A 24,139-nucleotide genomic window follows, 5' to 3' on the forward strand; every position below is an offset into this window, starting at 1 on the left:
AAGGCCGGGCGGGGTGGGGGTACAGGCCTGTATGTAGGGTGAAGACAGGGGAGGGGGAGACCGCCCTCGAAGACCTCCGGTCTTCTCATGCTCACTACGTTCGCACCTCGCACCTGCCGGTGCTCGAGCTCCGCTCCTCCGGAGCATCGCACTCCCCGTCAGCCCCTCCCCCCGTGGCGATACCCCCACGAAAGCCGTAGATGGGGTTGTGCATTGCTATAACGGCAGAACCCCCGCCCTCACAGCAAAAACCCGCACCCTTATCCTCCTCCCCGCCCACACTCACATAAGAGGACACCCCAATGAAACCCGATAACGAGAAACTCATAGACGACTTCCTCGCCCACGCCGACGACCTCGGCGACGACATCGTGGAGGATGTCGAGAAGATGCTCGGCGTCGTCCCGTTCATCTTCTCCATCCTCCGGGAACGGCCCGAGACCTTCGCGCTCTCCGCCGTCGCCGATTACCGGATCTCCCGCCCGGAGTCTCTCGACCCCAAGACCGCGGAACTCATCGCCGTCGCGGCCGCCGCGGGAGCGGGGGCGGATAGCTGCCTGAAGGTCCACATGGGGGCCGCGCTGAAAGAAGGCGCGTCCCGCGACGAGATCCTCGACGTCCTCCAGATCGCCGCCATGATCGGGAAGACCCGGGTCTTTGCTTCCTCCCTGCGGCAGTTCCAGGATGTCTGCGGCAAGGAACAGGGGGCCGGGGAGTAGGCGACCTCCGCCTCACCCCGGGACATGCATGCTTTATGGTCTGATTCAGCCAAAACTCTCTAATGAGCCAGACAAAGGCGGCCCTCCGGGAGCAGGCAAAGGAGGCACGTCTCCTTCTCTCGCCCTCACAGATCACCGAATATAGCAGGAGTATAACGGAACGGCTTCTCGACCTCCTCAACGGCTGTACGACCGTCATGGTCTACGTCGCCAAAGCCCCCGAGGTCGAGACCAGCGGTCTTATCGCCGACCTGAACCGGCGGGGCGTGCGGGTCGTCGTGCCCATCATCGAACGGGAGACCTGCAGCCTCCGCCTCTCCTATCTGCCGGACCCCGCGGCCCTTTCCCCCAGCACGTTCAACGTGCCCGAACCGATCGGCCACGAACTCCCGGCCCGGCCCGAGGAGATCGAGGTGGTCATCATACCGATGCTCGCCTTCGACGCCGAAGGAAACCGGCTTGGCTACGGTGCCGGATATTACGACCGCTTCCTCTCCCGGTACCCCCACCCGCAGAAGATAGGCATTGCGTTCTCCTGCCAGCAGACACCGAGCGTTCCCGTCGACGAAAACGATGTGAAGATGGATTGGATCGTGACAGAAAAAGGGACAACCCGACTGAACGGGAGTAGCATGTCAGAAACATTTAAATAGTTGTCATCACTTACCTATGGTAACCATACGAGGAGGTTATTCGCATGGGTAATACAGAGTATGTTGAGGTGACCATCAAGGAGGCGGCCCACGAGGACGCCGGCCGAGGAATCGGCAGACTGAGCATGGACACCATGAAGGCGCTCGGCCTCGTCAGTGGTGATGTCGTCGAGATCGAGGGACGCCAGAAGGCGGCGACGCTCATATGGCCCGGCTTTCCCCAGGACACCGGTAAGGCGGTCCTTCGCATCGACGGCAACACCCGGAGCAACGTCGGATCGGGGATCGACGACAAGGTCCGGATCAGGAAGACCGAGGCCGGATACGCCAAGAAGGTGACCATCCAGCCGACCCAGCCCATCCGCCTCGTCGGCGGAGAACAGTACCTGGGAAGGCTCCTCCGCGGCCGGCCGGTCACCGAGGGGCAGCACGTCCGGGTCAGCATCCTCGGCAACCCGCTCACGTTCGTCATCGCCAAAGTAGCCCCGAAAGGCATCGCCATCGTCACCGACAGCACCGAGATCGAGCTGAAAGAGACCCCCTACGAGCCCAAGGAAGGGCAGCGCGAGGTAGCGGGCGATGTCCACTACGAGGATATCGGCGGTCTCGATCGCGAGTTGCAGCTTGTCCGTGAGATGATCGAACTCCCGCTCCGGCACCCCGAACTCTTCGAGCGCCTCGGCATCGAGCCCCCGAAGGGAGTCCTGCTCTACGGTCCGCCGGGAACAGGAAAGACGCTGATCGCAAAAGCGGTGGCAAACGAGGTGGATGCTCACTTCGTCACGCTCTCGGGCCCCGAGATCATGAGCAAGTACTACGGCGAGTCCGAAGAGCGTCTCCGTGAAGTCTTTGAGGAAGCGCAGGAGAACGCACCCTCGATCATCTTCATCGACGAGATCGACTCGATCGCGCCCAAACGTGAGGAGGTGAAAGGTGAAGTCGAACGCCGGATCGTCGCCCAGCTCCTGGCCCTTATGGACGGGCTAAAGACCCGGGGCCAGGTGGTGGTGATCGCCGCAACGAACCTCCCGGATATGATCGACCCCGCCCTGCGGCGCGGCGGCCGATTCGACCGCGAGATCGAGATCGGCATCCCGGACACCAAAGGACGGCAGCAGATCTTCCAGATCCACACGCGCGGCATGCCCCTTGCCGAAGACGTGAACCTCGACGACTACGCCCGCTCCACGCACGGCTTCGTCGGCGCCGACATCGCGCTGCTGGCAAAAGAGGCGGCGATGCACGCAATTCGCCGGATCATACCGCAGATCAAGATCGAGGAGGAGATCCCCACCGAGATCATCGACCAGCTCCGCGTGACGAACGAAGACTTCATCGAAGCGCATAAGCACGTCGAGCCGAGCGCGATGCGAGAGGTGCTCGTAGAGATACCCGATGTCAAATGGGATGATGTCGGGGGGCTCGAAGACGTAAAGAGCGATCTTGCAGAGGCCGTTGAGTGGCCGCTCAAATATCCGGAGATATTCGCCTCCCTGGAGACCGAACCCCCCCGCGGCATCCTGCTCTTCGGGCCGCCCGGGACCGGGAAGACACTCCTTGCAAAGGCGGTCGCAAACGAGAGCGAAAGCAATTTTATCTCCATAAAAGGTCCGGAGCTCCTCTCAAAATGGGTCGGGGAGTCGGAGCGCGGCGTTCGCCAGGTATTTCGGAAAGCGAGGCAAGCAGCACCGTCGATTATCTTTTTCGACGAGATTGACGCGCTTATGCCCAAACGCGGATCTTATATAGGATCATCGCACGTAACTGAAAGTGTGGTAAGTCAGATCCTGACAGAGCTCGACGGCCTCGAAGAGCTCAACAATGTCGTGGTTCTCGGCGCTACCAACCGCCCGGACATGTTGGACGAGGCGCTGCTTCGCCCCGGCAGATTCGACCGGATCATCTATGTTCCGCCGCCCGACCGGGAAGGCAGGAAGAAGATCTTCGAGGTGTACCTCAGGAACAGGGAGATCCTCGCAAGCGACGTCAACATCGAGGAACTGGTCGACAGGACCGAGGGTTACGTCGGCGCCGATATCGAGGCACTGGTTCGCGAGGCAAAGATATCCGCCATGCGCGAGTTCATTGCCGCGATGGGCAAAAAGAGCGAGGAAGAACGGAACCAGGCCATCGGCAACGTGCGGATCACCGGAAAACACTTCGAAGACGCCCTCTCCCGCGTGAGAGGCACACTCGATATCGACCGGCTGGAGGAGAACGAACGCCACTCCTGGGAGATCCTCTACAACCAGGAGCAGCGGTCGGCGCTCGAAGATGCCGTCTCGACGATCAACCGTGCCAGGATGCGGGAGACCGGGAAGGTCGAGCAGGAAGTCAAAAATCTGACACAGGCCCTCAAAGACGCGGTCTACCAGAGAAAGAAAGACTTCGGCGAGATCAAACGCCTCGCAAAGGAGTTGAAGGCCAGGATCGAACGCCCCCTGCCGCAGACGGCTATGGCGTTCTGAGTGGCGCCTTCCCCGCAGAAGGGGGGCTACGCGCCCCCCCACCAGCAGAGATGAAATACCAACGTGATGACTATGAGTGACAGCCCAGCAGACATCTTCGAGCAACTTAACGAACTGATGAAACGCCTCATGGAGCAGGGGCTCAAAGAGCAGGGAGATCAGAACAGGCCGTTCGCCTACGGGTTCAAGATCATCCTCCATGATGCCGGCAAGACTGAGACACCGGCGGAAGAAACGGCTCCCGTAGCAGAACCCGCTGAACCCTCCTCCGAGGGGACCATCGAGCCGATAGCAGAGATGTACACGACTGATGACGACGTGACGGTGGCGGTCGATCTCCCTGGTGTCGATAAGGAGAATATTCACCTGTCACTCATCAACGGCACACTGACGATCATCGCCGGCACCAGTCAGCTGACCTCGGTGGAGATACCGACCGTGGATGCCGACTCCATGCAGTCGAACTACAAGCACGGCGTCCTGGAGGTCAAATTCTCCCGGGGCAAACCGATCAGGATCGATTGAGCGGATCGGCCGCCTGCCGGCAAGCCGCAACATTTTTTCACCGGGCTGGAGGTTGCAGGGAGCCGGGCCCATCCTCTTGATATGCCGGGTATCGCCCATCGCGGGGCGCACAGGAATGATGTCTCCCGGAGAGGACGCGCGATCGTTCTCGGGGCCATTCACGTGCAACCCCCGGAACACCCCCTCGCGCGATGCTTGTTCACCGGCATATCGAGTAAACGGCGAAACAGACAACCTCCAGCATGCCGGCCGCGGGGGCCCCTCAGGGACACGAGCCGTGAGGGATCGCCAGAAAGGGTCAACATAAAAACTAGTTGTCGTAGCCAACCTTTTTTCAAGGCAACACCTACATATACAGTGATACCTATCTACTAGTCGTAAGGGCTACGCCCGTCCAGGTAGTGGTGATTACATGGTCAAGACCACCGTATCCGTGATTAAAGCAGATGTAGGCAGTTTCCCGGGACATTCCCGTACCCACCCTAAGCTCCTCGAGGTGGCCGCCCGGAGGCTTAAGGAAGCAGAAGGCAGTATCCTCATCGACTCGCACGTCACCCACTGCGGTGACGATCTCGAGTTGATCATGACGCATACCAGGGGCGAGGACAATGAAGAGATCCACAAACTGGCGTGGGATATCTTCATGGAATGCGCCACACTCGCCAAGGAGATGAAACTCTACGGCGCCGGCCAGGACCTGCTCGGAGATGCGTTCAGCGGTAACGTCAAGGGGATGGGGCCCGGCGTTGCCGAGATGGAGTTTGAAGAGCGCGGCTCAGACCCGGTCCTGGTCTTCATGGCCGACAAGACCGAGCCCGGGGCGTGGAACTACTTCCTCTACCGGATCTTCGCCGACCCCTTCAGCACGTCCGGCCTCGTCATCGACCCCTCGATGCACGACGGGTTCACCTTCGAGGTCCACGACGTCATAAAGAAGCGGAGAATCCTCTTCAACACGCCCGAGGAGTCCTACAGCCTCCTGGCTTATATCGGAGCACCGAGCCGCTATGTGATCAAGTATGTCTGGAAGAAGAACGGCGAAGTTGCCGCATCTACCAGCACCCAGCGGCTGAACCTGATGGCCGGCCGCTACGTCGGCAAGGACGACCCGGTCATGGTCATCAGGGCGCAGAGCGGGTTCCCGTCGGTCGGCGAGGTCATCGACCCCTTCAGGACGCCCATCCTCGTGGCCGGCTGGATGCGCGGCTCGCACCACGGGCCGTTCATGCCGGTGGGCGTCTGCGACGCAAATTGCACCGCGTTCGACGGACCGCCCCGGGTCGTCTGCCTCGGGTTCCAGGTCAGCAACGGAAAGTTGATCGGGCCTGCAGACATGTTCGACGACCCGGCATTCAACCGTGTCCGCGACCGGTGCTGCGAACTTTCCGACGTGCTCCGGGCCCACGGACCGTTCGAACCGCACCGCCTCTCGCTTGAGGAGATGGAGTACACCACCCTCCCAGGCGTCGAGAAGAAGCTCAAGGACCGCTGGGAAGACCTTCCCGAGTAAACCTTTTTTTCCGATCGGCCGGCCGGGACCGGCTACGATACCATGGTTGTTGCCGGACGACTGCTCAACGGCATCCAGCGGGTAGATGGAAAACTTAATGCGTGAAGATAACCATATAAGAACAGATGGTTAACGGCATTGTACTCCCCGTAAAGAAGGTTTTTTCACTCGTGGACTCCAAAATCGTCGTTGAGATCAAGGATGACGGCAGGAAACTCCAGGGCCGGCTCGTGGCGGTGGACGAACACCTGAATCTGCACATGGACGAGACCACCGAGTATACCGGTGATCAGAGGGGCCGCGCACTCGGGACCGTCGTCATCCGAGGCAATAATATCCTGACCATTGCACCCCTGCTCTGATAGCCATGCCTGATCAGGAGGAAGAAGCACTTAAGGTAATCCAGTCCCATCGACAGGGCGTTCTCCAGAGCGAGCTCTGGAAACTCCTTGACATCGACAGCAGAAAGTGCTCACGGATTGTAAAGCGGCTGCTGGATGCCGGATTGATCGAGCGCGTCGAGTTCCGCAGCGACGGCATCAAGACCTATATGCTGAGGGCAAAGAAGCGGGCGGTTGATCCCTGCGTCATCCTTGCAGGAGGGGAGGTCCTCCCGTGCATCGGCTGCGACCAGGAATGCACCCCGGAAGAGTGCGCGCTCCTCCTTGACTGGATGTACCAGCTTGCTCTTGAAGAGTATCAGGAGTAAGACACTTTTTTTTCGCGATTCCTCGGCAGTTCCCGGAGCAGCGGCACCCCCCGCCGATCGGGAGTCGCCGGAGCGCGCATTAAAGCCCTGTTCCCAAAAAAGTAGAGGTCCGGTTCAGGACCGGGCAATTTCGTCCGGAGTGCTCTTCTTCCGGCAGACCGCGTCGATCACGCCGTGCTGCACGTTGTAAGAACTGTGCAGGACATCAATCTCACAGTCGAGATCGATGATCGTCTCCTCGTCACCCCCGACGCAGAGGGTCACGGAATCTTCCTGGAACGTGACGTATGGGGCGCCACTCGCCCGGGCATCCGCCACCGCGGTGACGTAGATGCAGTCGTCCCCTTCGACCACCTCAACATCGGACTCCTCGCTCTCTTCGGACGAATCGAGGTAGGGTGCCCCCTCGGGTGATCCGCTGATGATGGTGAACCCGATGATCTTCGGGTCCTGGAGAGGCATCTCGCTTAAGATCTTCTCCATCAGCCGCGCGATATTTCTAAACATTTCGTCGTATGGATTATTCGCCATGTGTACCACGTATCCGGTATCGATCGTTGACCCGTTCGACAACCCCGGCGTACATGAGGTTGCCCAGTCTCTGTTTCAGCTCATCCGTGGACAGGCTGCTCACTTCCTCGAGTTCCACAAGTGTCAGGTCAACGTGGAAGAGGGGGAGGATAACCTCCAGATCCCCATCATCGACGAGGCTGCCCCCTCCCACGCGCGTAACCTCAGCGAACCTCGATTCGATCTCCCGCTCCAGTTCTTCAAGGTTATCCATGAGTTCGTCGCGGGCCCGGATCATCCTCCGGAGTACCACGAGATCTCGCGTAAACCTTGTCTTCTGGTTCTCTTCAACGGAGGGAAGCGTAACACCATCCTGCTTCTGCAGGTTTACGATGACATTGATGTCATGCGAGAGGTAGTAATACTTTCGCCTGCGGTCGTCCTGGCAGGAGATGAGGAGTTCTGCACGTTCCATCAACTGCAGGTGTTCTATCACCGCTTTTGGACTGAGCACCAGACGCTCGGAGATCTCGGTCACAAAACACGGCTTCTGTCGCAGCAGTTCTATTATTCGCCGCCTGTTCCGGTTTCCCAGGATATCAAGGAGACGGGAAACCTCACCGCCCTCAAGCATGTTTACTAAATGTTAGTGATCTGAGTATATAAAATGATCACTCGAAGAGGCGGTAGTTCGGCGCCTCATCGGTGATCATAATGTTGTGCGGGTGACTCTCGCCGTAGCCCGCAGGCGTTATCCTCAGAAATCTGCCGTTCTTCTTCAGGTCAGGTATCGTCTTAGACCCCGTATAGCCCATCGCAGACTTCAGGCCGCCGACGAGCTGGTAGATGACGTCCGAGACGTGCCCGACGTAGGGAGTGACTCCCTCGACACCTTCGGGGACGAACTTGGTCCTCCCGATCCCCTTCTTCTGGAAGTAGCGGTCGCTCGACTCCCCGCTGCTCATGACACCAAGCGAGCCCATCCCACGGTACTGCTTGTAGCGCCGGCCCTTGATCGTCGTGACCCTTCCCGGCGCTTCGTCGGTGCCTGCAAAGAGACTGCCCGCCATGACACAGTCCGCCCCTGCGGCGATCGCCTTCGCGATGTCCCCTGAGTAGCGGATGCCGCCGTCGGCGATCACCGGCACACCGGCCTCATGCGCCACCTCTGCGACGTTGGCGATCGCAGAGACCTGCGGCACGCCCACACCCGCGACGATCCTTGTCGTGCAGATGGAGCCCGGCCCGATGCCCACCTTCAGCCCGTCGACGGTGTCGATGAGGGTTGCGGCCGCCTGCTTTGTCGCGATGTTTCCGGCCACCACATCGACGGCGACGCTCGCCTTGATATCCCGGACCGATTTGACGACGTTCATGTTGTGGCCGTGCGCGCAGTCCACCACCAGGGCGTCGACGCCCGCCTGGACGAGCATCATTGCCCGGTTGAAGTCGAAGGGGCCCACAGCGGCGGCGACCCGGAGTTTCCCGTTCGCATCGCGGTTCGCGCGGGGGTACTGCCTTTTTTCAAGGATATCCCGCATCGTGATGATGCCGACGAGGCGCCCCTGCCCGTCCACGACCGGAAGACGCTCGACCTTGTTCGAATACATCGTATCGAGCGCATTCTCCGACGTGATCTCCTCAGACGCGGTGATCAGGTTCTTGGTCATGTAGCCGGTGATCTTTGCATCGCCCCGTTTGGGCAGGATCGCCCTGATATCCCGGCGGCTGACGATACCAATCACGCGATCGTCCTCGACGATGGGCACGCCGCCGATACCGTACTGTTTCATGACCCGTTCCACATCGGTGACCGTGGCCTCGGGACCGACCGTCACGACCTCGCGCTCGATCAGGTCTTCGGCCTGCTTGACGACCCTGACCTCGGCGACCTCGTGTTCCGGGGTCATATTCCGATGAATGACGCCGATGCCGCCCTCCCGTGCCATCGTTATCGCCATCACCGACTCGGTCACCGTATCCATGGCGGCGCTCACAAGGGGTATGTTCAGGGAGATGTTCTTTGAGAATTGCGATCTGACATCGGCCTCGTCGGGCTCGACCCAGGATTCAGCGGGCTCAAGCAGCACATCATCAAATGTAAACGTCGTTTCCAGGTTCATCTTCTCGGTATACATACGTCACCCAAGCATCATCATTGCTCTTTCCACAAGCTCGGCCCGGATCGTGGTCGATCGATCGCCCCCGCAGACCATCCCCCGGACACCGATGATCTCCGGGTCGATCCGCTTTAAGGCATCGAGGTCCTCGAACTTCAGCGAACCGGCAAGGGCCGTCTGGAGCCCGAGTTCGCGGTTTCGTTCGGTGAACAGCTTCAGTGTCTCCTCGTCCATGAACTCAAAGAGACTCTTCCCATCTTTAATGCCGGTGTCGATCATGGCGACATCGGCCCCGGCATCAGCAACCAGCGGACTGATATCAAACGGAGAGATCGTACCCATCCTCTCAAAATCGGCATATGCGGCGATAACGACGAGTTTCTCGGGAAACTCTTGTTTCACCGCCGTGGTCACCGCCTCAACGACATCACGGGCACGGTCGACCCCGTCGAACATCAGGCCGACCTTGATAAAATCAGCACCTGCGTGCGCGGCACCATAGGCCGAGAGAGCCGCAGTTCCTGGCTTATACTCATTGTCCCCGATAGCAGCGCTGACAGGCTTTTTACCGGCGAGGTTCTTGATCTCACGGATGATCCAGGGGAAATTCGCCCCCAGCGAACCCTCTGAGGGTTTCTTCACGTCAATGATGTCAGCGGAAAGCGAGCTTCTTGCCTCCTCAATGCTGCTTGGACTGACGAGTAATTGCATAGAAATTAATGATCCTTCACCCTAATAGTGATTGCGTTGAGGACATGGAACTGATTCTTGCAGTCGATCTGGCAGGCGGTCTCGTGGTGCACGGAAAGTCCGGGATGCGCGCCGGCTATCGGCCGCTAACCTGGGGAATTGCTCCCTCGGCCGAACCGGAAGCGTATCTCGCCGCCCTGCAGCCCCGTTTTCTCTACATTGCGGATCTCGATGCTCTCCAGGGCCAAACCCCGCAGGACGACCTGGTCCGGCGTTGCGCCGCCATGGTCGAGCGGTGCTACCTCGACCGGGGCTGCCGGTCACCTGCCGAATGCACGGCGGTCGAGGGAGTGACGCCGGTCGTCGGCACCGAGACGGCGGCGAGAGTGATCGAAGACCTTGCAGCATACCGGGCCGGCTACCTCAGCATCGACATCAAAGGAGGCCGGGTGCTTCCCTGGGGCATCCGGCCGGCGGAGATGCTGGCCCGGGCATCAGGGTTCTCGTTTGAGGGATGCATCATCCTGAACATCGGTGCCGTGGGAACGGAACGGGGCCTCGTCGAAAAAGACCTCGAAGAGATGCGGGCGTGCTATCCCGGCCGCCTCCTCTACGGGGGAGGAGTCGCCGGGGTCGACGATATCCGTCTCCTCGCAGATACCGGGTTTGACGGGGCGATCATCGCAACCGCCGTCCACCACGGCACGGTGCCGCTCGAGTGGGTCCGGAGAGGATACCCTTGCTGATCACCATCGAGGGGATCGACGGGAGCGGCAAGAGCACGCTTCTAACCCGTCTCCGTGAGCTGCTCACCGACCTCGATCCCCTCTTCACCCGCGAGCCCGGCGCCACCTGGGTGGGAGAATCGGTGCGGCGGGCAATCGCCGAGCGGATGGACCCGATCACCGAGGCGCTCCTCTTCTGCGCCGACCACGCCGCGCATATCGATGGGGTGATCCGGCCCGCGCTCGACGAAGGGAGGCTCGTCATCTCCGACCGTTACGCCGACTCCCGGTTCGCCTACCAGCCGGTCGTCCTCGACGGCATCCTCCCCGACCCCCTCCTCTGGCTCCGCCGGATCCATGAAGGATGGTCGATCCGGCCCGACCGGACGTTCCTCCTGGTCCTCCCGGTCGAAGATGCCGTCTCAAGGCTCGACCCGGAGAAGAAGAGAGAGTATTTTGAGAGCGCCGGGATCCTCGCGCGGGTGCAGGAGAACTACCTGGACCTTGCGGCGGCCGATCCCGCGCGGTTTCTCATCGTCGATGCGCTGCTCGAAAAAGAGGAGGTCGCGGAGTTCATCGCCGACGAGATCAGGACGAGTGTCCGATCGTCACGACCACGTCCCCGAGCGTGAGGACGTCCACCTCTTCTCCCGCCACCCGGTAGGCGACCTTCGGCGTGAAAGAGCCGGCCGGGACCGGGATCTCCTCGCCGTTGACGGTGACGGTCGACGGCGGGTTCTTGAGTTGTTCCGGCGAGAGGGCCTCCACGGCCTCCATGAACCCACGGGCCTGCTTGCGTAACGCCGGCCCGATGATCGCCATGTTGAAGTTCACGCCGCTCACGACCTCTTCGAGCCGGGGCGTCCCGACGCTCCACTGGACTTCGCCGGCGAGCGCTCGCCCGGCGTCGCCGGCGTCGTCGACCGGCTCCGGCGCGTAGATCGTCACGTGACCGAGCGGCGCGTTCAGGGCCATGCCCTTATCGTGCTTGTAGCGCCGGAGTTCGGCGACCGTCTTCACGAGGAGGTCGCCGTGGCGCCGCGCCGTATCGTCGGCATACGCAAACTCGGGCCAGGTCTCGCCGTGCACGCTCCTCCCGGTCAGGTTGTGGTAGCACTCCTCCGCAAAGTGCGGGATGATCGGCGCGAGGAGACGACAGAGGACGTCCATGGTCGTCGCGAGGGCGCTGCAGGCGCTCGCCCGGCTCCTCTCGTCCGTATACAGGCGGCCCTTCACGATCTCGACGTAGTCGGCGGCGAGCGTGTTCCAGGCAAACTCCCGGATCGTCCTGAGCGCCCGGTCGAACTGGTAGCCCTCCATCGCGGCGGTGACCTCCGCGACGGTATCGGAGAGCCGGACGAGCAGCCACCGGTCGGTGAGCTCCGTCACCGGCGCCGCGTTCTCCGTCTCGGCGTCCAGGTGCCCCATAACGAACCGAAAGATGTTCCAGAGTTTGGTCTGGAACCGGGACGCGGCAATGACGTCGTTCCAGTTGAACATGATGTCCGAGCCGGTTGCGGCACCCCCGGCACCCCACTGCCGGAGCGCGTCGGCGCCGTACTGCCCGACGATCTCTTCGGGGGCGATGATATTGCTCCTGCTCTTGCTCATCTTGAACCCGTCTTCCCCGAGCACCATGCCGTTGACCAGGATCTGGTCCCAGGGTTGGCTGCCGACGAGTGCCTTCGCCCGGAGGATCGTATAGAACGCCCACGTCCGTATGATATCGTGACCCTGGGGTCGGATCTGCGCCGGGAAGAGCGGGGGCTTGTTGGTCCCGTCCCACCCGGTGACATGGAGCACCGATATCGACGAGTCCATCCAGGTGTCGAGAACGTCTTTTTCGCCGATGAACTCTGATGCGCCGCACTTCGGGCAGGGGGTTTTCGGCTTATCGACGGTCGGGTCGATCGGGAGGTCCGCCTCGTCGGGGATGACCGTCTCACCGCAGGCGGCACAGAACCAGACCGGGATCGGGGTCGCGAAGATCCGCTGCCGGGAGATGCACCAGTCCCACTCCATCGAGTTCGCCCAGTTCTCAAGCCGGGTGAACATATGCTCCGGCGTCCAGGATATCTTCCGGGCCGACTCCAGGATCTCGTCCTGATGGACCTTCACGAACCACTGGCGCTCCGAGAGGATCTCGATCGGGGTCTTGCATCGCCAGCAGGTTCCCACCCGCTGTTCGAGTTCCTCCTGCCGCTTCAGGATCCCCGCTTCTTGCATGTCGCGGAGGATCGCCGTCCTGCACTCCTCCGACGACATTCCCGCGTAGGGGGCCGCGGTCGCGGTCATAATGCCCTGCCGGTCGATCGCCTTCCGGAGTTCCAGGTCGTGCTCCTTCCACCAGTAGACGTCCGTCTTGTCCCCGAACGTACAGATCATCACCGCACCGCTGCCGAAACCCGGATCGACCACAGCATCCTCGATGACCGGCACCTCGTGCTTGAAGATCGGGACCACGAGTTTCTTCCCCTTCAACCCATGGTACCGCTCGTCGTCGGGGTGAACCGCCACTGCAACGCAGGCCGCGAGCAGTTCGGGTCGGGTGGTGGCGATCTCGACGCCGTCGAAGTCGAAGTAGTTGAGCGTGGTCGTGCGAGGGACGTAATTAACCTCGGCAAACGCGATGGCCGTCTCGCACCGGGTGCAGAAGTTTACGGGATGCTCGCTCTGGTATATGTCGCCGGCGTTGAGCATCTTCAGGAACGACGCCTGGGTCTTTTTGTAGTATTCCGGGAGCATGGTGATGTACTCGTGGCTCCAGTCAGTGGAGAACCCGAGCCGCCGCATGGTCGCCCGCATCTTCTCGATGTTGCCGATCGTGAGGTCGCGGCACATCTCCCGGAACTTCTCCCGCGATACATCGTTCTTGGTGATCCCGTAGGTCTCCTCGACCTTCACCTCGGTGGGAAGGCCGTGGCAGTCCCATCCCTGGGGGAACATGACGTTGTAGCCGCGCATACGCTTGTACCGCGCGATAAAGTCGATGTAGCACCAGTTCAATGCGTTGCCGATATGGAAGTTACCGGTGGGATACGGCGGCGGCGTATCGATGATGAACCGGGGTTTTTGCGAGTCGGGATCGAAATAGTTCTCCTCATCCCGCCAGGTGCTCTGCCAGCGCCTCTCCACTTCTTCGATATCGTAGTTTTTAGGTAGTTGATGTGACGGCGACATTTTCAGCGTATGATCTCTCTCTTTCCAGTGAAATATATTGTTCCACGAGGCTTTGGCCCTGCGGTTACCCGTGCCGGGCGCGGGTCTGCCGCCCCGGATCGCGACCTGCCCGAACGTTCACCGTCAGGGAGCTCCGGCGAACGTCCGGGCGTTCGACCCTAAAGGCTTTCCCCTGCACGGCCAAATTGTATGTGAATGACAAAGCCGCTGGGGTTGGTTCTGGCATCGGTGCTCACCCTCGCCTTTATAGCCCTTGCCCCCCTGCTCCAGCCGGCATGGCTGCTCACTCTCTTCCTCATCCCGTTCTCGCTCGTTCTCTTTCTTATCCGGGATACCCGGTATGTGTCACTCTCGATCCTCGCGCTTGCCGTGCTCTACGGGTTCGGCTGGCTCTCGACATTCGTCTTCACCTGCACGCTCGGCATCGTCGTGATCGGCGAGCTGGCGTTTCGCCTTACCGGAAGGAGACAGACATCCTACCTTCACCACCTGATTGCCGCCATCGGCGTTTCGCTTGCGGTGATGCTCTACCTCGGGTATACCGCGCCGCTTGTCGTCGTTATGGGGGTGGTCGCCGCGGTGCTGCTCCGGGCGGCTCTCCGGGGCCGGGACGACGCCCTGATGATCGAGGCGCTCGGTGTGGCGATGACGATGTTCCTCTTCGAGGAACTCAACTTTAAAGTCGACCTGATCATCCTCGTCGCCGCGGCCCTCATCGGATTCGGGTTCGGCTACACCGCCTACCGGTTCCGGGTGGCCGACATCAGCGGCCTCTTCTCGGGCGCCATGATCGGCATCATCCTCATCGTCTTCGCGGACGTCCGGTGGTTCCTGATCATGCTCACGTTCTTCATCATCGGCGCCGGGGCTACCCGGTACCGCTACGGCGATAAGAAGAGGCTCGGGGTCGCCCAGGAGCACGGGGGCGTGCGCGGCTACTTTAACGTCTTTGCAAACGGCCTCGTAGCAACCGGCGCCGCCATCCTCTTCGGGGTAACGGGGCACCCGGCCTTCGTGGCGCTCTACATGGGGAGCGTCGCCTCCGCCGCCGCCGATACCGCCGCAAGCGAGATCGGGGTCACGGGGAAGACGCCGTACCTGATCACGACGCTCCGGCCGGTCCCCCGCGGAACGAACGGCGGGGTGACCCTGCGGGGCGAGGCGGCCGCCGTCATCGCGTCCGTCATCGTCGCCGGCGCCGCCTGGGTGATGGGTGTCGCCGATCCCTGGATGGTCGTCGTCACGGTCATCGCCGGCTTCATCGGCACCAACGTCGACAGCCTCGTGGGTGCAACGCTCGAGAACAGTGGCAGGATCGGGAATTCCGGCACGAACCTGACCGCCACGTTCTTCGGCGGGGTCGCGGGGATGCTGCTCTATATGCTACGGTGAGGGGGGGGCGGGCTCCGCTACGCTTTTTTGGGACCGGTATAGGCACCCATCGAAGGCACAGGCTTAGTTAGATCAAAATCATTACGCTGAATCCGGAATAGTGTGCAAGTATGCCGGACCGGGTGCTTTCCCGGGACTTGTCCCGGTATACTGGACCAGGGGAGTATCGCCGCGCGGGGATAGACCGGGAGGGGCAAGGCGAAACTCAAGACGACCACGTGTCTTGTGTTGTGAGAGGCCGGAGGCTTCCGAGTTGTACAGCCTGGCGGGAACCAATGCCCGGGGCGTGGTGACTGCTCCCCCGACTGAAGTCGGGGGCATCTTGGGACGTTACCCCTGAGATTGCAGTCCCAATCTCATAATATTGATCGCCGCGTTCTGGTCGCGATCCATCACCAACCCGCAATGCGGGCAGGAATGGACGCGATCGGAAAGAGTCTTGGCGACGATCATCCCACATCTGGAGCACATCTGAGACGTGTTTCTGGGGTTGACCAGGATCACGCGTGAGCCAGCATCCTCCGCTTTGCTCTCTGTGATCGTGATGAACATATTCCAGGCGACATCGGCTATGCTTTTTGCCAGATGATGGTTCTTCTGCATGGTTGTGATATTCAGTTCCTCGAACACAATTGTACCAAACCGATTCACCACCTTCCGGGAGGTTTGGTGAGCAAAATTGAGCCGTCTGTTGGCGATCCGTTCATGGACGTGTGCGACGATCTTCCGGGCCTTCTTCCGTTCAGGAGTGCCCTTCTCTGCCTTCGAGAGTTTCCTCTGCGCCTTGGCGAGATCTTTCTCGTCGGTACGGAAGAACCGGGGGTTTTCAATCTTCTCCCCGTTGGAGAGGGTGGCGAAGGACTCCAGACCGACATCGATCCCGACTGTGGTCTCCTTCTGTGGGAGAGGAGAGGGATCGTACTCGACCGAGAAACAGGCATACCACTTTCCGGTCGAAGACCGCCGGATCGTGAGGGTCTTGATCGTCCCTTCAACCGGACGGTGGAGGACAATCCTCACGTCTCCGATCTTCGAGAGATGGAGACGATCTCCCTCAAGTTTGAACCCGGACTGTTTGTACGTGATACTGTCGTATCGTCCCTTCCCCTTGAACCGAGGATATCCGGGGTTCTCCCCTGCTTTTACGCGCCTGAAAAACGATTTGAAGGCAAGATCCACCCGAACCTGAACGTTCTGGAGAACCTGAGAATGAACCCGATTCAGATCGGATCGTTCCTTCTTCCACTGTGTCAGGATCTTGTTGGTTTCGTAGAGAGAGAGAGAGAATGCTGCTCCTGCTCCCATGCGTTCTTTCGCAATGCGAGCGTATCGTTATAGACCCACCGACAGATCTCAAGCGTCTGCTCAAGCAGAGTCGTCTGAGACTTTGAGGGATAGAGTCGATATCGACATGCCTTACGCATTATAGTTTTATACGCCACGGTGCGTAATATGATTATCGATGGACGGCATTCATCCCCTCACTAAAGTGGGGGGCCTTCTGCCTGTTTTCTTCGTAAACAGGATGTCGAGAGACTTTAACCGCCCGAACCGGGCACGAGAAAAAAAGGATTTGATGCCGATCCTGTCACATCAGTACTTATACCACCGGCCCTTCTCGTCGTACTCGCCCTGCGGCATGCGCGCCCCGTCGGCGACATGGTTGCGGAAGAAGCTTGCTTTGTAGGCGTAGAGGAAGGCCGAGTAGACGGCGATAACCACCGCATAGACGGCCGCGGTGATCCAGATCCCTTCTGTCCCGATGAGAGCGAGGATATCCTCGGGCATCACCGTCTGGAGTTCAGTCTGGTTCATCAGGGTGAGCGGCTCGAGTTTGCCGACGAGCAGCGCGGTCCAGGCAAAGAGAGCCGCGAGTCCGAGCACTATCGCGACGACGATGTTGGCCAGGTAGAAGACGAGGACGCTGCCGAGGTTGTTCATGACGAACTCGATGCTTCGCCGGATCGACTCAAAGACGGTTGTCTCCTCAAAGACCGCCACGGTGTCGTAGAAGAACGTGAAGAAGACGATCGAGACGAGCACTCCGAAGAGGAGCGGCGTCATGCCTGCTGCGGCACCGGCCCCGAGGAGCGCGAGCGGGACGGCGAGTAGAAAGACCGTCAGGACCGCTGCAAAGAAGATGATCATCGTGGGCAGGAGTATTCTGAAGTAGTAGGTCTTCCCCGATTGTACGAACTCCCCGATGGAGAACGCCTCCCCCTTGACCGTGCCGTAGACCCCGCCGGCCAGGAACGGCACCACGAGGACCTGCAGGAGCGCAAGCGGTTCGCTGTAGAAGGCCCCGCCGTAGACGGGGACCAGGATGTCGAGGACCGCGAGAGCGCCCATAACAAGGCCAATCAGCCAGAGGACAGAGTGCTGCCGGAGGAGTCCGGTGGCGCCCTTGAGCGAGTTGAGGGACATGTATCACCGAACTCTCGGCATGGCGACGATCTCGCGCACCTGCAGGTCAAAGAACGTCGCGGTATGCGCCGGTCGAATGACGCAGACGGTATCGGCACCGCTTGCAGTGCCCCCCACCGCGATCACCTCTTCATCGACGCCGACCGCACCCTGGTCCGCGGCGATGAGGACGCATTCCACCGCGACCTTCAGGCCGACCGCAACGACGCGCCGCAACGCCTCGGCTACCGCCTCGGTGCGGGAACTCCCGCCGAGTTTCGGCGAGCGGGAGATCGCGCGCTCGAGCCCGGAGAGAGCGTGCGTGCCGGTGACGATCGTCGCGCCCGCCGCCCGGAGGAGCCCGGCTGCCTCCTCCGAAAACTCCCACTCGCCGGGTTTTGAGAAACCGACCACGTGGGTGACGACGACCAGGTGAAGATCCGTATCCTTCATGGCTTCCAGGAAGGTGAGCGCCGTCCAACCGCTGGTGCTCGCGACCACGATCTTCCGGATGCCGAGCTCCCGCGCCCGCTCGACGGCGAACCTGGCGGCGTCGGGGGTGTTCTCCGCCCCGGGGGCATCGAAATAGTAGGTGTTTCGGGTTACGAAGCCCATGCAATCATGTTATCTCCGCTTCGTATTGAATCCCCCGTTTCGGCGGTACCGGCGATTTCCGGCATAACCAGCCTGCTCCGGAGATAGAGGCGGCGTCCCGGCGGCAAGTTCAACCGCGCGACCCGGCCCGCGCTGCCGCCGGAGAAAGAAGATAAATGGTGCATGACCCAATACTACATTCAAGCCTAACGGGGCGGTATAGGAGTTTCTCATGATCACACTGGCCATTGCAGGAAAGCCCAACTGCGGCAAATCGACGTTTTTCAGGGCAGCGACCCTGGCCAAGGTAGAGATCGCCAATTACCCGTTCACGACCATCGACGCGAACCACGGCGTCGCGTATGTCAGGACCGCCTGCCCCTGCCAGGAGATGCACGTGCCGTGCGAGAACTGCCAGGATGGGGTCAGGTTTGTCCCGATCGGGCTGATCGACGTGGCGGGCCTGGTCCCCGAGGCGCACATGGGCAGGGGGCTTGGGAACCAGTTCCTCGATAACCTCCGGCAGGCGGATGCTATCCTCCAGATCGTCGATGCCAGCGGGGCGACGGATGCCGAAGGAAACCCGGTCGATATCGGTTCGCGCGACCCCGTAAAGGACATCGAGTTCCTCCAGTACGAGATGTCGATGTGGATGTACGGTATCCTCTCGCGGAACTGGGCAAAGATCGTGCGGCAGGCCCAGGCGAAGGATTTCTCCCTCGTTGGCGCGATCGCCGATCTCTTTGCCGGTCTCGGAGTGACGTTCGAGCACGTCCGCGATGCCGACGAGGCGACCGGGGTCGACCTGCGGACTGCCGGGGAGGAGGACCTGATCCGGTTCTGCCGGGAACTGATGACAATCAGCAAGCCCATGCTGATCGTCGGGAACAAAGCGGACCAGGCCCCGAAAGAGTGCTTTGACCGGCTCAGGGAGCACGACGTCATCTTTGCGAGCGCGGCAGGGGAACTTGCGCTCCGCATGGCCGCGGAGGGGAAGTTCATCACTTACCTCCCCGGCGACCGGGGTTTCTCCGAAAACCCCGGGGCAGCTCTCAGCGCCGCGCAGCGTGCCGGCCTCGCGAAGGTCGCGGACTTCATCCGGACGTTCGGCGGCACCGGCGTCCAGCAGGCGCTGGATGCCGCGGTCTTCAACCTGCTCGATCGCATCGTCGTCTTTCCGGTCGAGGACGAGCACAAACTCACCGACGGCAAGGGCCGGGTGCTCCCCGATGCATTCCTCATGAAGCGCGGATCCACCCCCCGCGACCTCGCCTACCAGGTCCATACCGATATCGGCGAGGGGTTCCTGTATGCCATCGACGCGAAGACCGGGATGCGGGTGAAGGATACTCTCGAGTTGAAGAACGGCGATATCATCAAGATCGTCAGCGTCCGAAAGTGAGCCCGGCACCGGGGGAGGGGCGGGCACCCCTCCCCATCGCGCTCTTCGGACGAGACTGCAGTCCATGCGGGTGAAGATAAAACGGCAAATTTTAATACCAGATTGAGGAATATTCGATCATCATGAGCGGTGAGGTCTATCAGGCGCAGGTCCTCCGGAACTTCTTCGACACCATCACCGGGACGGACAGGAACCTGACCAGGATCTACATGTGCGTGATGAGCCTCGCCAAACTCCGTATGGAGTCCCCCGAGAGGATGACGTTCCTCGTGGACCAGCTCCGCAAGTCCAAACAGAGACGGGAACTCTCGGTCGATATCATCGATTATATGTGCGATGTGGCGCGCGACCTCGAACTTGCCACGGTCCAGACAGCGTTCGGCGTGAAGGACGTCAACACGGTCGCCGACGAGTTCAGCGGGATCAGCCTGGACTCACTCTGATTTTTTTGCCGTGGTATTACGCCGGGCCCTTGCTGCTCACATGACGTGCGACCCTACGCGAGGCAACGGTATAGTCAGTAACAGGATCCCACAGTAGAACGAAAGGGGGCCCGGATGAGATCCCCCGGCGAGCCCGCTCACCGGGTCAGCTTCTCTTTATATCCTTCCAGGATCTGGATGACAAAGCGCTGGTGCTCCTCGAGCGCCTGCTCATCGTCAGGGGAGGTCTCGATCCCGACAGCGTAGAGCAGGATCAGTGCGTTTTCGAGGTCGAGCGTCGCAGGGTCCTCGACCTGATCCGGGGGGAAGCGGATGGCAAGATGATTGTAGTCCGCCTCCGTGAAGGTATGCTCCGGGTTGGGCGTCACCCGGGAATCGACGAAGCCGCCGGCACGTTCCCGGAGGATCAGGAGGGCACGCTCCAGCACGTCGGGATGGGGGTTGATCGCATCGAGCCGGGCAAGCGCAGCCGTGCTCTTCTCGATCGCATTCCCGTAGAGTCCGAATTTATACGTCAGCAGGGATTGCGCGACCTGATGCCCGGTCTCCTCATCGATTGTGGCAAGGAGCGGCCCAATCCGGCCGATATACTCGTTCAACATCTGCTTCATTGATTTCTTCTCTTGCTTTGGAGTGTTAAACATCTTTTCTACCCGAACCGCAAGGACGGTGATCGTCAACGCGAAGAACACCTGCGTGATCACTCCCGAACTGAGGTCGTTCGGCACGACGAGGATGAGCAATGCGAAGAGCGGTGTGAAGAGCGAGACGAGGTCCTTGCGTGGTTTGAGGTACGCCTGATAACAGAGGATGCACGAGGCGATGACGCACCCCGCGCTGCCCGCCCAGACGGCGTATGGGAAACCGACGGAGGCGAGCAGCAACTCGATCCCGATGCCCAAAAACGAGACCGCAGGGACTGCTATCCAGGGGATTACACGAGATCCAGATGTGGTAGTGTCTGTCGTCATCAGTTGTTCTCTGAAGTAGTTGTACCCCGCGCCTAAACAGGGTTTCCCTTTGAACTCCGGCGAACCATCGCTCTTGGACGGGAAGAGCGGCTGTCTCCCCGTCAGGAGGCCGGGGACGGGAGGTCGGGGACGTCGACCTCCACTTCCCGGCCGGCAAGCGCAGCCGTGCGGGAACTGAACTTCTCGCGCTCTGCGGCATATGACGTCTGCAAGATCTCCCGCAGGTTCTCCGCCCGGGTCCGCGCGGCGGACTTTGCCACGTGCTCCCGTCGCAGTTCTGCGAGCGCGGCGAGAAGACGCTGCTCGTCGAGCACGCCCGGGAGCGCGGCGTGGGTCGTCTCCAGTGCGGCGCGCTGCTCCCGCACCTCCCTCTGCCGGTGCAGGACCCGCCGTATCCCGGCGGGCAGGGTATCGGGGTCCGAGAAGAGGCGGACCTCGTCCTGGTTCTTGAGGAGAAGGTCTCCCTGCCGGATCATGGCGAGGGTGGCCGGCATCACCGCTTCGATCAGGTCGGGCAGGTCCTCCTCGTCGTCCGGGAGGCTGCCCGTGCAGGCGTCGAGGACCCGGCCGATTGCCGCGGCCGTCGCGGTATCCCCAACCTTTCCGGCCACCTTCTCTGCCTTCCGGAAGAGGTGGATGGCAGGGGTCCGGAAGGCCGCGATCTCGCGTCCGGTCTCCGTGTCCAGAGCATCGAGTTCCCGCATCCTCTCCTCGATCTCATGTTTTCGGGTATATTCCGGGCGCAGTTTGAGAGCGGCGAGGCCCTCTTCAGCCTCCCGGATCGTCCTCTCCGCCTCCGCGAGCGCCGTCCCGCACTCCCGGACCTGGCCGGCGGCGGCGACATGCTCCTCCCGGATCCGGACGAGCGATTCATACGACTTCCGGGCATCTTCCACCTGCTGCCGGCCCTCACGCGCCCGGGTGATCGCCTCCGTCATGGTGTTGATCTCCCGTCCCAGGTCCTTTGCCACGGTGCGTATCTCCTTCATCTCATCCGGATAGGCGGATGAGAGGTACTTCCCCTGCCCTTTCATCGCCTTGAGCACGCCCTTCAGAGTCTCGACGGCAGTGGCGTAGAAGGTCTCCGGGTCGCCGGAAGGCTCGCGGGAGAGGATCTGGGTCATGGACTTCATGAAGAGAGGAAGCGCCTTCTTCGATATATCCCGGAGCCGGGGATGGACCTCCTCGTCACCCTCCGCCGTCTCCATACGGGCGACCGCCTCCCTGAGGTGATCGAGGGTGCCGCCGATCGCCTCCTCCGACGGCCTCACTGCATCGGAGAGTCTTCTCCCGATCTCCTCCTCGCGGGCATCCAGCCACGCGGGAAGGTCATCAAAGGAGAGTTCCAGGCCCTCTTCCACGGGTTCGGGTCGCCGAAAGAGGTCTCGCAGTTGCTTAAACATGATCCGCCCCCATACTAGTATCCAACGACGGCCGTCTCTATCATGGTTCCGCTCATTGATCGCTCCCCGCGATCTGCCGGAGCCGTTCCACGCCGTGAATCTCCTGGATGACGTCCACGACGGCGGGGGGGACCAGGCACTCCCAGGGTTCACCGTCGAGCATCCGCTGCCTGATGGCGGTGCCGGAGTAGGTCAGCCGCTCGTGCATGGCGGGCGACCGAACGCTCACGCCCGCCTCGGTGAAGAGCTGGACGACAAGGGGGTTTGCCGAGTAGACCGTATCGAACGGCGGGGTCATCGAACGGACATGAGAGACCCAGAGAGCGTTGCGCTGGACATCCTCGATGGGGATGACGTAGAACGGGCATTGGAGACTGGAGAGCGACCGTATAAGCATCAGCACCCGTTCTCCCGCCGTGAAGGGGTTTGCCACGGTATGGGACACCTGGGCGCTACCCACCCCGATGACGATCTCGTCGACCCTGCAGGCCATCTGCTCCAGCACCGTCTGGTGCCCGTTGTGGTAGGGCTGGAATCGCCCGACGTAGAACCCCCTGCTCATCCACGCCTGCCCCCGTGCGCGATCTGCGCGGCAAACGCGCCCGCCGTGAACCCGGCGTCGATGTTCACGACCGCAAGCACCGAGCAAGCCTGGAGCATGCTCGCAAGCGCCGCTTCGCCGCCGCCCATGTAACCGTAGCCGGTGCTCACGGGAACACCGATCACCGGGCGGTCGACGAGCCCCGCGACGATCGCGGGAAGCGTTCCCTCCCGCCCGGCGACCACGATGAAGACGTCCGCCTCCATCAGGTCCCTGAGCGCCGAGAAGAGACGGTGGATCCCCGCCACACCGACGTCGTAGGCGGTCCTGACCTCGCATCCCACCTCCTCGGCGATCAACTTCGCCTCTTCGGCGACGGGGATGTCGGACGTTCCCGCGGTGAGGATGGCGACCTTGCCGCCCCGGAGGCCGGGTTCTCCTCCCGTCGAGAGGATGACGGCCCGTGCCGCCTCCCGGTGCTCCATCCGGACCTCCGGCGGCAGCCGGGCCCGGAGAGCCTCGAGGTGCGCCGCCGAGACCCTCGTCGCGACGCACCGGCCCGCCGTCTTCACCTGCGCGAGCATGATCTCCGCAAAGGTCCGGGGCTCTTTTCCCTCGGCGAGCACCACCTCGGGCATCCCGCAGCGCACGCTCCGTCCGGTGTCGATTCGGGCCATGCCGTCGATCATCTCGATACGGAGCCCTTCGATGGCGGCCGTCGCCTCGTCCTCAGATAGCTCATCGCGACAATACATCCGGAGAATGTCCCTGATGGTGGTATTCGGCAGCATAGTTCGGTAACAAAAATAGGGGTGGAAGTATAATATTACTTCATCTCATGTCATACCTCGCCTACGTTGCAGGGTTCGGCGTTGCCGTTACCGTTTTCCTGTGGCTCCGCGACCTGCGGATATTCTCCCGTACCGGTCTTTCCGGCTACCGGAAGGCGGCCTACTGGGGCGTACCCTGCACGGCGCTCGCCCTGATCGGCTTCTTTGTCACCGCGTTTGCCGGGGGCTGGGAGTACCTCGGCCTCGGTCTGGTCCTATTAGGTCTCTACCTCCAGGGCCGGGTCGACCGGGAGAACGTATGGCTCCACCATGAAAGCGCCGCCGAGCGGTTCTTCGGCCGGGCGGAGCGCACAAATGATAAGGGTTCACGCAAGAGACTTTAGTTCAGGA

At 61.3% G+C, this 24,139-nt stretch carries 26 protein-coding genes; 13 read left to right on the top strand and 13 right to left on the bottom strand.

What is annotated here, in order from left to right:
• The first annotated feature begins 302 nt into the window (after positions 1–302).
• The 7 genes from BRA49_RS06510 to BRA49_RS06540 all read left to right on the top strand — a co-directional run bounded on the left by BRA49_RS06510 (position 303) and on the right by BRA49_RS06540 (position 6,584).
• On the top strand, positions 303–719 hold the full coding sequence (locus BRA49_RS06510; RefSeq protein WP_292384536.1) for a carboxymuconolactone decarboxylase family protein: 417 nt from the start codon (positions 303–305) through the stop codon (positions 717–719).
• A 62-nt stretch (positions 720–781) separates the two neighbouring features.
• Positions 782–1,372, top strand: a complete 591-nt coding sequence (locus BRA49_RS06515; RefSeq protein WP_292384538.1) for a 5-formyltetrahydrofolate cyclo-ligase — start codon at positions 782–784, stop codon at positions 1,370–1,372.
• 44 nt (positions 1,373–1,416) lie between these two features.
• Entirely contained in the window at positions 1,417–3,840 is a 2,424-nt protein-coding gene (locus tag BRA49_RS06520; protein ID WP_292384539.1) for a CDC48 family AAA ATPase, read from the top strand.
• A 72-nt stretch (positions 3,841–3,912) separates the two neighbouring features.
• Positions 3,913–4,365, top strand: coding sequence for an Hsp20/alpha crystallin family protein (locus tag BRA49_RS06525; protein ID WP_292384541.1), 453 nt, complete (start codon positions 3,913–3,915; stop codon positions 4,363–4,365).
• A 412-nt stretch (positions 4,366–4,777) separates the two neighbouring features.
• On the top strand, positions 4,778–5,875 hold the full coding sequence (gene fbp / locus BRA49_RS06530) for a fructose-1,6-bisphosphate aldolase/phosphatase (protein ID WP_292384542.1): 1,098 nt from the start codon (positions 4,778–4,780) through the stop codon (positions 5,873–5,875).
• 125 nt (positions 5,876–6,000) lie between these two features.
• Complete coding sequence (locus BRA49_RS06535) at positions 6,001–6,237, top strand: LSM domain-containing protein (protein WP_292384544.1); 237 nt, start codon at positions 6,001–6,003, stop codon at positions 6,235–6,237.
• Positions 6,238–6,242: 5 nt separating this feature from the next.
• Positions 6,243–6,584 (top strand): helix-turn-helix transcriptional regulator, encoded by a 342-nt coding sequence (locus BRA49_RS06540; RefSeq protein WP_292384545.1) that lies wholly within the window; start codon positions 6,243–6,245, stop codon positions 6,582–6,584.
• A 114-nt stretch (positions 6,585–6,698) separates the two neighbouring features.
• Here BRA49_RS06540 and BRA49_RS06545 read toward each other — a convergent pair whose 3' ends face one another.
• The 4 genes from BRA49_RS06545 to BRA49_RS06560 form a co-directional block, all read right to left on the bottom strand.
• Positions 6,699–7,067 carry a hypothetical protein gene (locus tag BRA49_RS06545; RefSeq protein WP_292384547.1) on the bottom strand — a complete coding sequence of 123 codons (369 nt, stop codon included), beginning with the start codon at positions 7,065–7,067 and terminating at the stop codon, positions 6,699–6,701.
• A gap of 37 nt (positions 7,068–7,104) precedes the next feature.
• Positions 7,105–7,632, bottom strand: a complete 528-nt coding sequence (locus tag BRA49_RS06550) for an ArsR family transcriptional regulator (protein ID WP_413788528.1) — start codon at positions 7,630–7,632, stop codon at positions 7,105–7,107.
• Positions 7,633–7,765: 133 nt separating this feature from the next.
• Complete coding sequence (gene guaB / locus BRA49_RS06555; RefSeq protein ID WP_292384550.1) at positions 7,766–9,232, bottom strand: IMP dehydrogenase; 1,467 nt, start codon at positions 9,230–9,232, stop codon at positions 7,766–7,768.
• A gap of 3 nt (positions 9,233–9,235) precedes the next feature.
• The gene (locus BRA49_RS06560; RefSeq protein WP_292384552.1) at positions 9,236–9,925 is read right to left on the bottom strand and encodes a (5-formylfuran-3-yl)methyl phosphate synthase; all 690 of its coding nucleotides are present in this window, start codon (positions 9,923–9,925) and stop codon (positions 9,236–9,238) included.
• Positions 9,926–9,969: 44 nt separating this feature from the next.
• Between BRA49_RS06560 and BRA49_RS06565 the strand changes: the two genes are divergently transcribed.
• Together BRA49_RS06565 and tmk are read left to right on the top strand one after the other, a co-directional pair.
• Positions 9,970–10,650, top strand: a complete 681-nt coding sequence (locus tag BRA49_RS06565) for a HisA/HisF-related TIM barrel protein (protein ID WP_292384554.1) — start codon at positions 9,970–9,972, stop codon at positions 10,648–10,650.
• Positions 10,644–11,261, top strand: coding sequence for a dTMP kinase (gene tmk / locus BRA49_RS06570; protein ID WP_292384556.1), 618 nt, complete (start codon positions 10,644–10,646; stop codon positions 11,259–11,261). The genes BRA49_RS06565 and tmk overlap by 7 nt, the downstream gene beginning before the upstream one ends.
• Here the strand turns inward: tmk and BRA49_RS06575 are convergent.
• Positions 11,218–13,809: a valine--tRNA ligase gene (locus tag BRA49_RS06575; RefSeq protein WP_292384558.1), complete on the bottom strand. Its 2,592-nt coding sequence runs from the start codon at positions 13,807–13,809 to the stop codon at positions 11,218–11,220. The two genes, tmk and BRA49_RS06575, sit on opposite strands and share 44 nt — an antisense overlap.
• Positions 13,810–14,004: 195 nt before the next feature.
• Here BRA49_RS06575 and BRA49_RS06580 point away from each other — a divergent pair, with 195 nt between their 5' ends.
• Positions 14,005–15,201, top strand: a complete 1,197-nt coding sequence (locus BRA49_RS06580) for a DUF92 domain-containing protein (RefSeq protein ID WP_292384560.1) — start codon at positions 14,005–14,007, stop codon at positions 15,199–15,201.
• Positions 15,202–15,531: 330 nt separating this feature from the next.
• Here BRA49_RS06580 and BRA49_RS06585 read toward each other — a convergent pair whose 3' ends face one another.
• From BRA49_RS06585 to BRA49_RS06595, 4 genes are all read right to left on the bottom strand, one after another.
• Positions 15,532–16,506: an RNA-guided endonuclease InsQ/TnpB family protein gene (locus BRA49_RS06585; RefSeq protein ID WP_292384561.1), complete on the bottom strand. Its 975-nt coding sequence runs from the start codon at positions 16,504–16,506 to the stop codon at positions 15,532–15,534.
• The gene (locus BRA49_RS13605) at positions 16,452–16,625 is read right to left on the bottom strand and encodes a helix-turn-helix domain-containing protein (protein WP_394339110.1); all 174 of its coding nucleotides are present in this window, start codon (positions 16,623–16,625) and stop codon (positions 16,452–16,454) included. The genes BRA49_RS06585 and BRA49_RS13605 overlap by 55 nt, the downstream gene beginning before the upstream one ends.
• Before the next feature lie 169 nt (positions 16,626–16,794).
• Positions 16,795–17,625: a hypothetical protein gene (locus tag BRA49_RS06590; RefSeq protein ID WP_292384562.1), complete on the bottom strand. Its 831-nt coding sequence runs from the start codon at positions 17,623–17,625 to the stop codon at positions 16,795–16,797.
• Between the two features lie 3 nt (positions 17,626–17,628).
• Positions 17,629–18,219, bottom strand: a complete 591-nt coding sequence (locus tag BRA49_RS06595; protein ID WP_292384564.1) for a pyruvate kinase alpha/beta domain-containing protein — start codon at positions 18,217–18,219, stop codon at positions 17,629–17,631.
• Positions 18,220–18,430: 211 nt separating this feature from the next.
• Here BRA49_RS06595 and BRA49_RS06600 point away from each other — a divergent pair, with 211 nt between their 5' ends.
• Both BRA49_RS06600 and BRA49_RS06605 read left to right on the top strand, forming a co-directional pair.
• Complete coding sequence (locus BRA49_RS06600) at positions 18,431–19,600, top strand: redox-regulated ATPase YchF (RefSeq protein WP_292384565.1); 1,170 nt, start codon at positions 18,431–18,433, stop codon at positions 19,598–19,600.
• A 122-nt stretch (positions 19,601–19,722) separates the two neighbouring features.
• Positions 19,723–20,043 carry a hypothetical protein gene (locus tag BRA49_RS06605; RefSeq protein ID WP_292384566.1) on the top strand — a complete coding sequence of 107 codons (321 nt, stop codon included), beginning with the start codon at positions 19,723–19,725 and terminating at the stop codon, positions 20,041–20,043.
• 137 nt (positions 20,044–20,180) lie between these two features.
• Here the strand turns inward: BRA49_RS06605 and BRA49_RS06610 are convergent, their stop codons facing one another.
• From BRA49_RS06610 to larB, 4 genes are all read right to left on the bottom strand, one after another.
• Positions 20,181–21,014 (bottom strand): hypothetical protein, encoded by an 834-nt coding sequence (locus tag BRA49_RS06610; RefSeq protein WP_292384568.1) that lies wholly within the window; start codon positions 21,012–21,014, stop codon positions 20,181–20,183.
• A gap of 101 nt (positions 21,015–21,115) precedes the next feature.
• On the bottom strand, positions 21,116–22,417 hold the full coding sequence (locus BRA49_RS06615; protein WP_292384570.1) for a hypothetical protein: 1,302 nt from the start codon (positions 22,415–22,417) through the stop codon (positions 21,116–21,118).
• A 52-nt stretch (positions 22,418–22,469) separates the two neighbouring features.
• Positions 22,470–22,979 (bottom strand): nicotinamide-nucleotide adenylyltransferase, encoded by a 510-nt coding sequence (locus tag BRA49_RS06620; protein ID WP_292384572.1) that lies wholly within the window; start codon positions 22,977–22,979, stop codon positions 22,470–22,472.
• On the bottom strand, positions 22,976–23,749 hold the full coding sequence (larB, locus tag BRA49_RS06625) for a nickel pincer cofactor biosynthesis protein LarB (RefSeq protein ID WP_292384573.1): 774 nt from the start codon (positions 23,747–23,749) through the stop codon (positions 22,976–22,978). Before larB ends, BRA49_RS06620 begins: the two co-directional genes overlap by 4 nt.
• A gap of 47 nt (positions 23,750–23,796) precedes the next feature.
• Here larB and BRA49_RS06630 point away from each other — a divergent pair, with 47 nt between their 5' ends.
• The gene (locus BRA49_RS06630; protein WP_292384576.1) at positions 23,797–24,132 is read left to right on the top strand and encodes an ABC transporter permease; all 336 of its coding nucleotides are present in this window, start codon (positions 23,797–23,799) and stop codon (positions 24,130–24,132) included.
• Positions 24,133–24,139: the final 7 nt, after the last annotated feature.

Source organism: Methanoculleus sp. UBA430 (assembly GCF_002506585.1).
Classification (GTDB): domain Archaea; phylum Halobacteriota; class Methanomicrobia; order Methanomicrobiales; family Methanoculleaceae; genus Methanoculleus.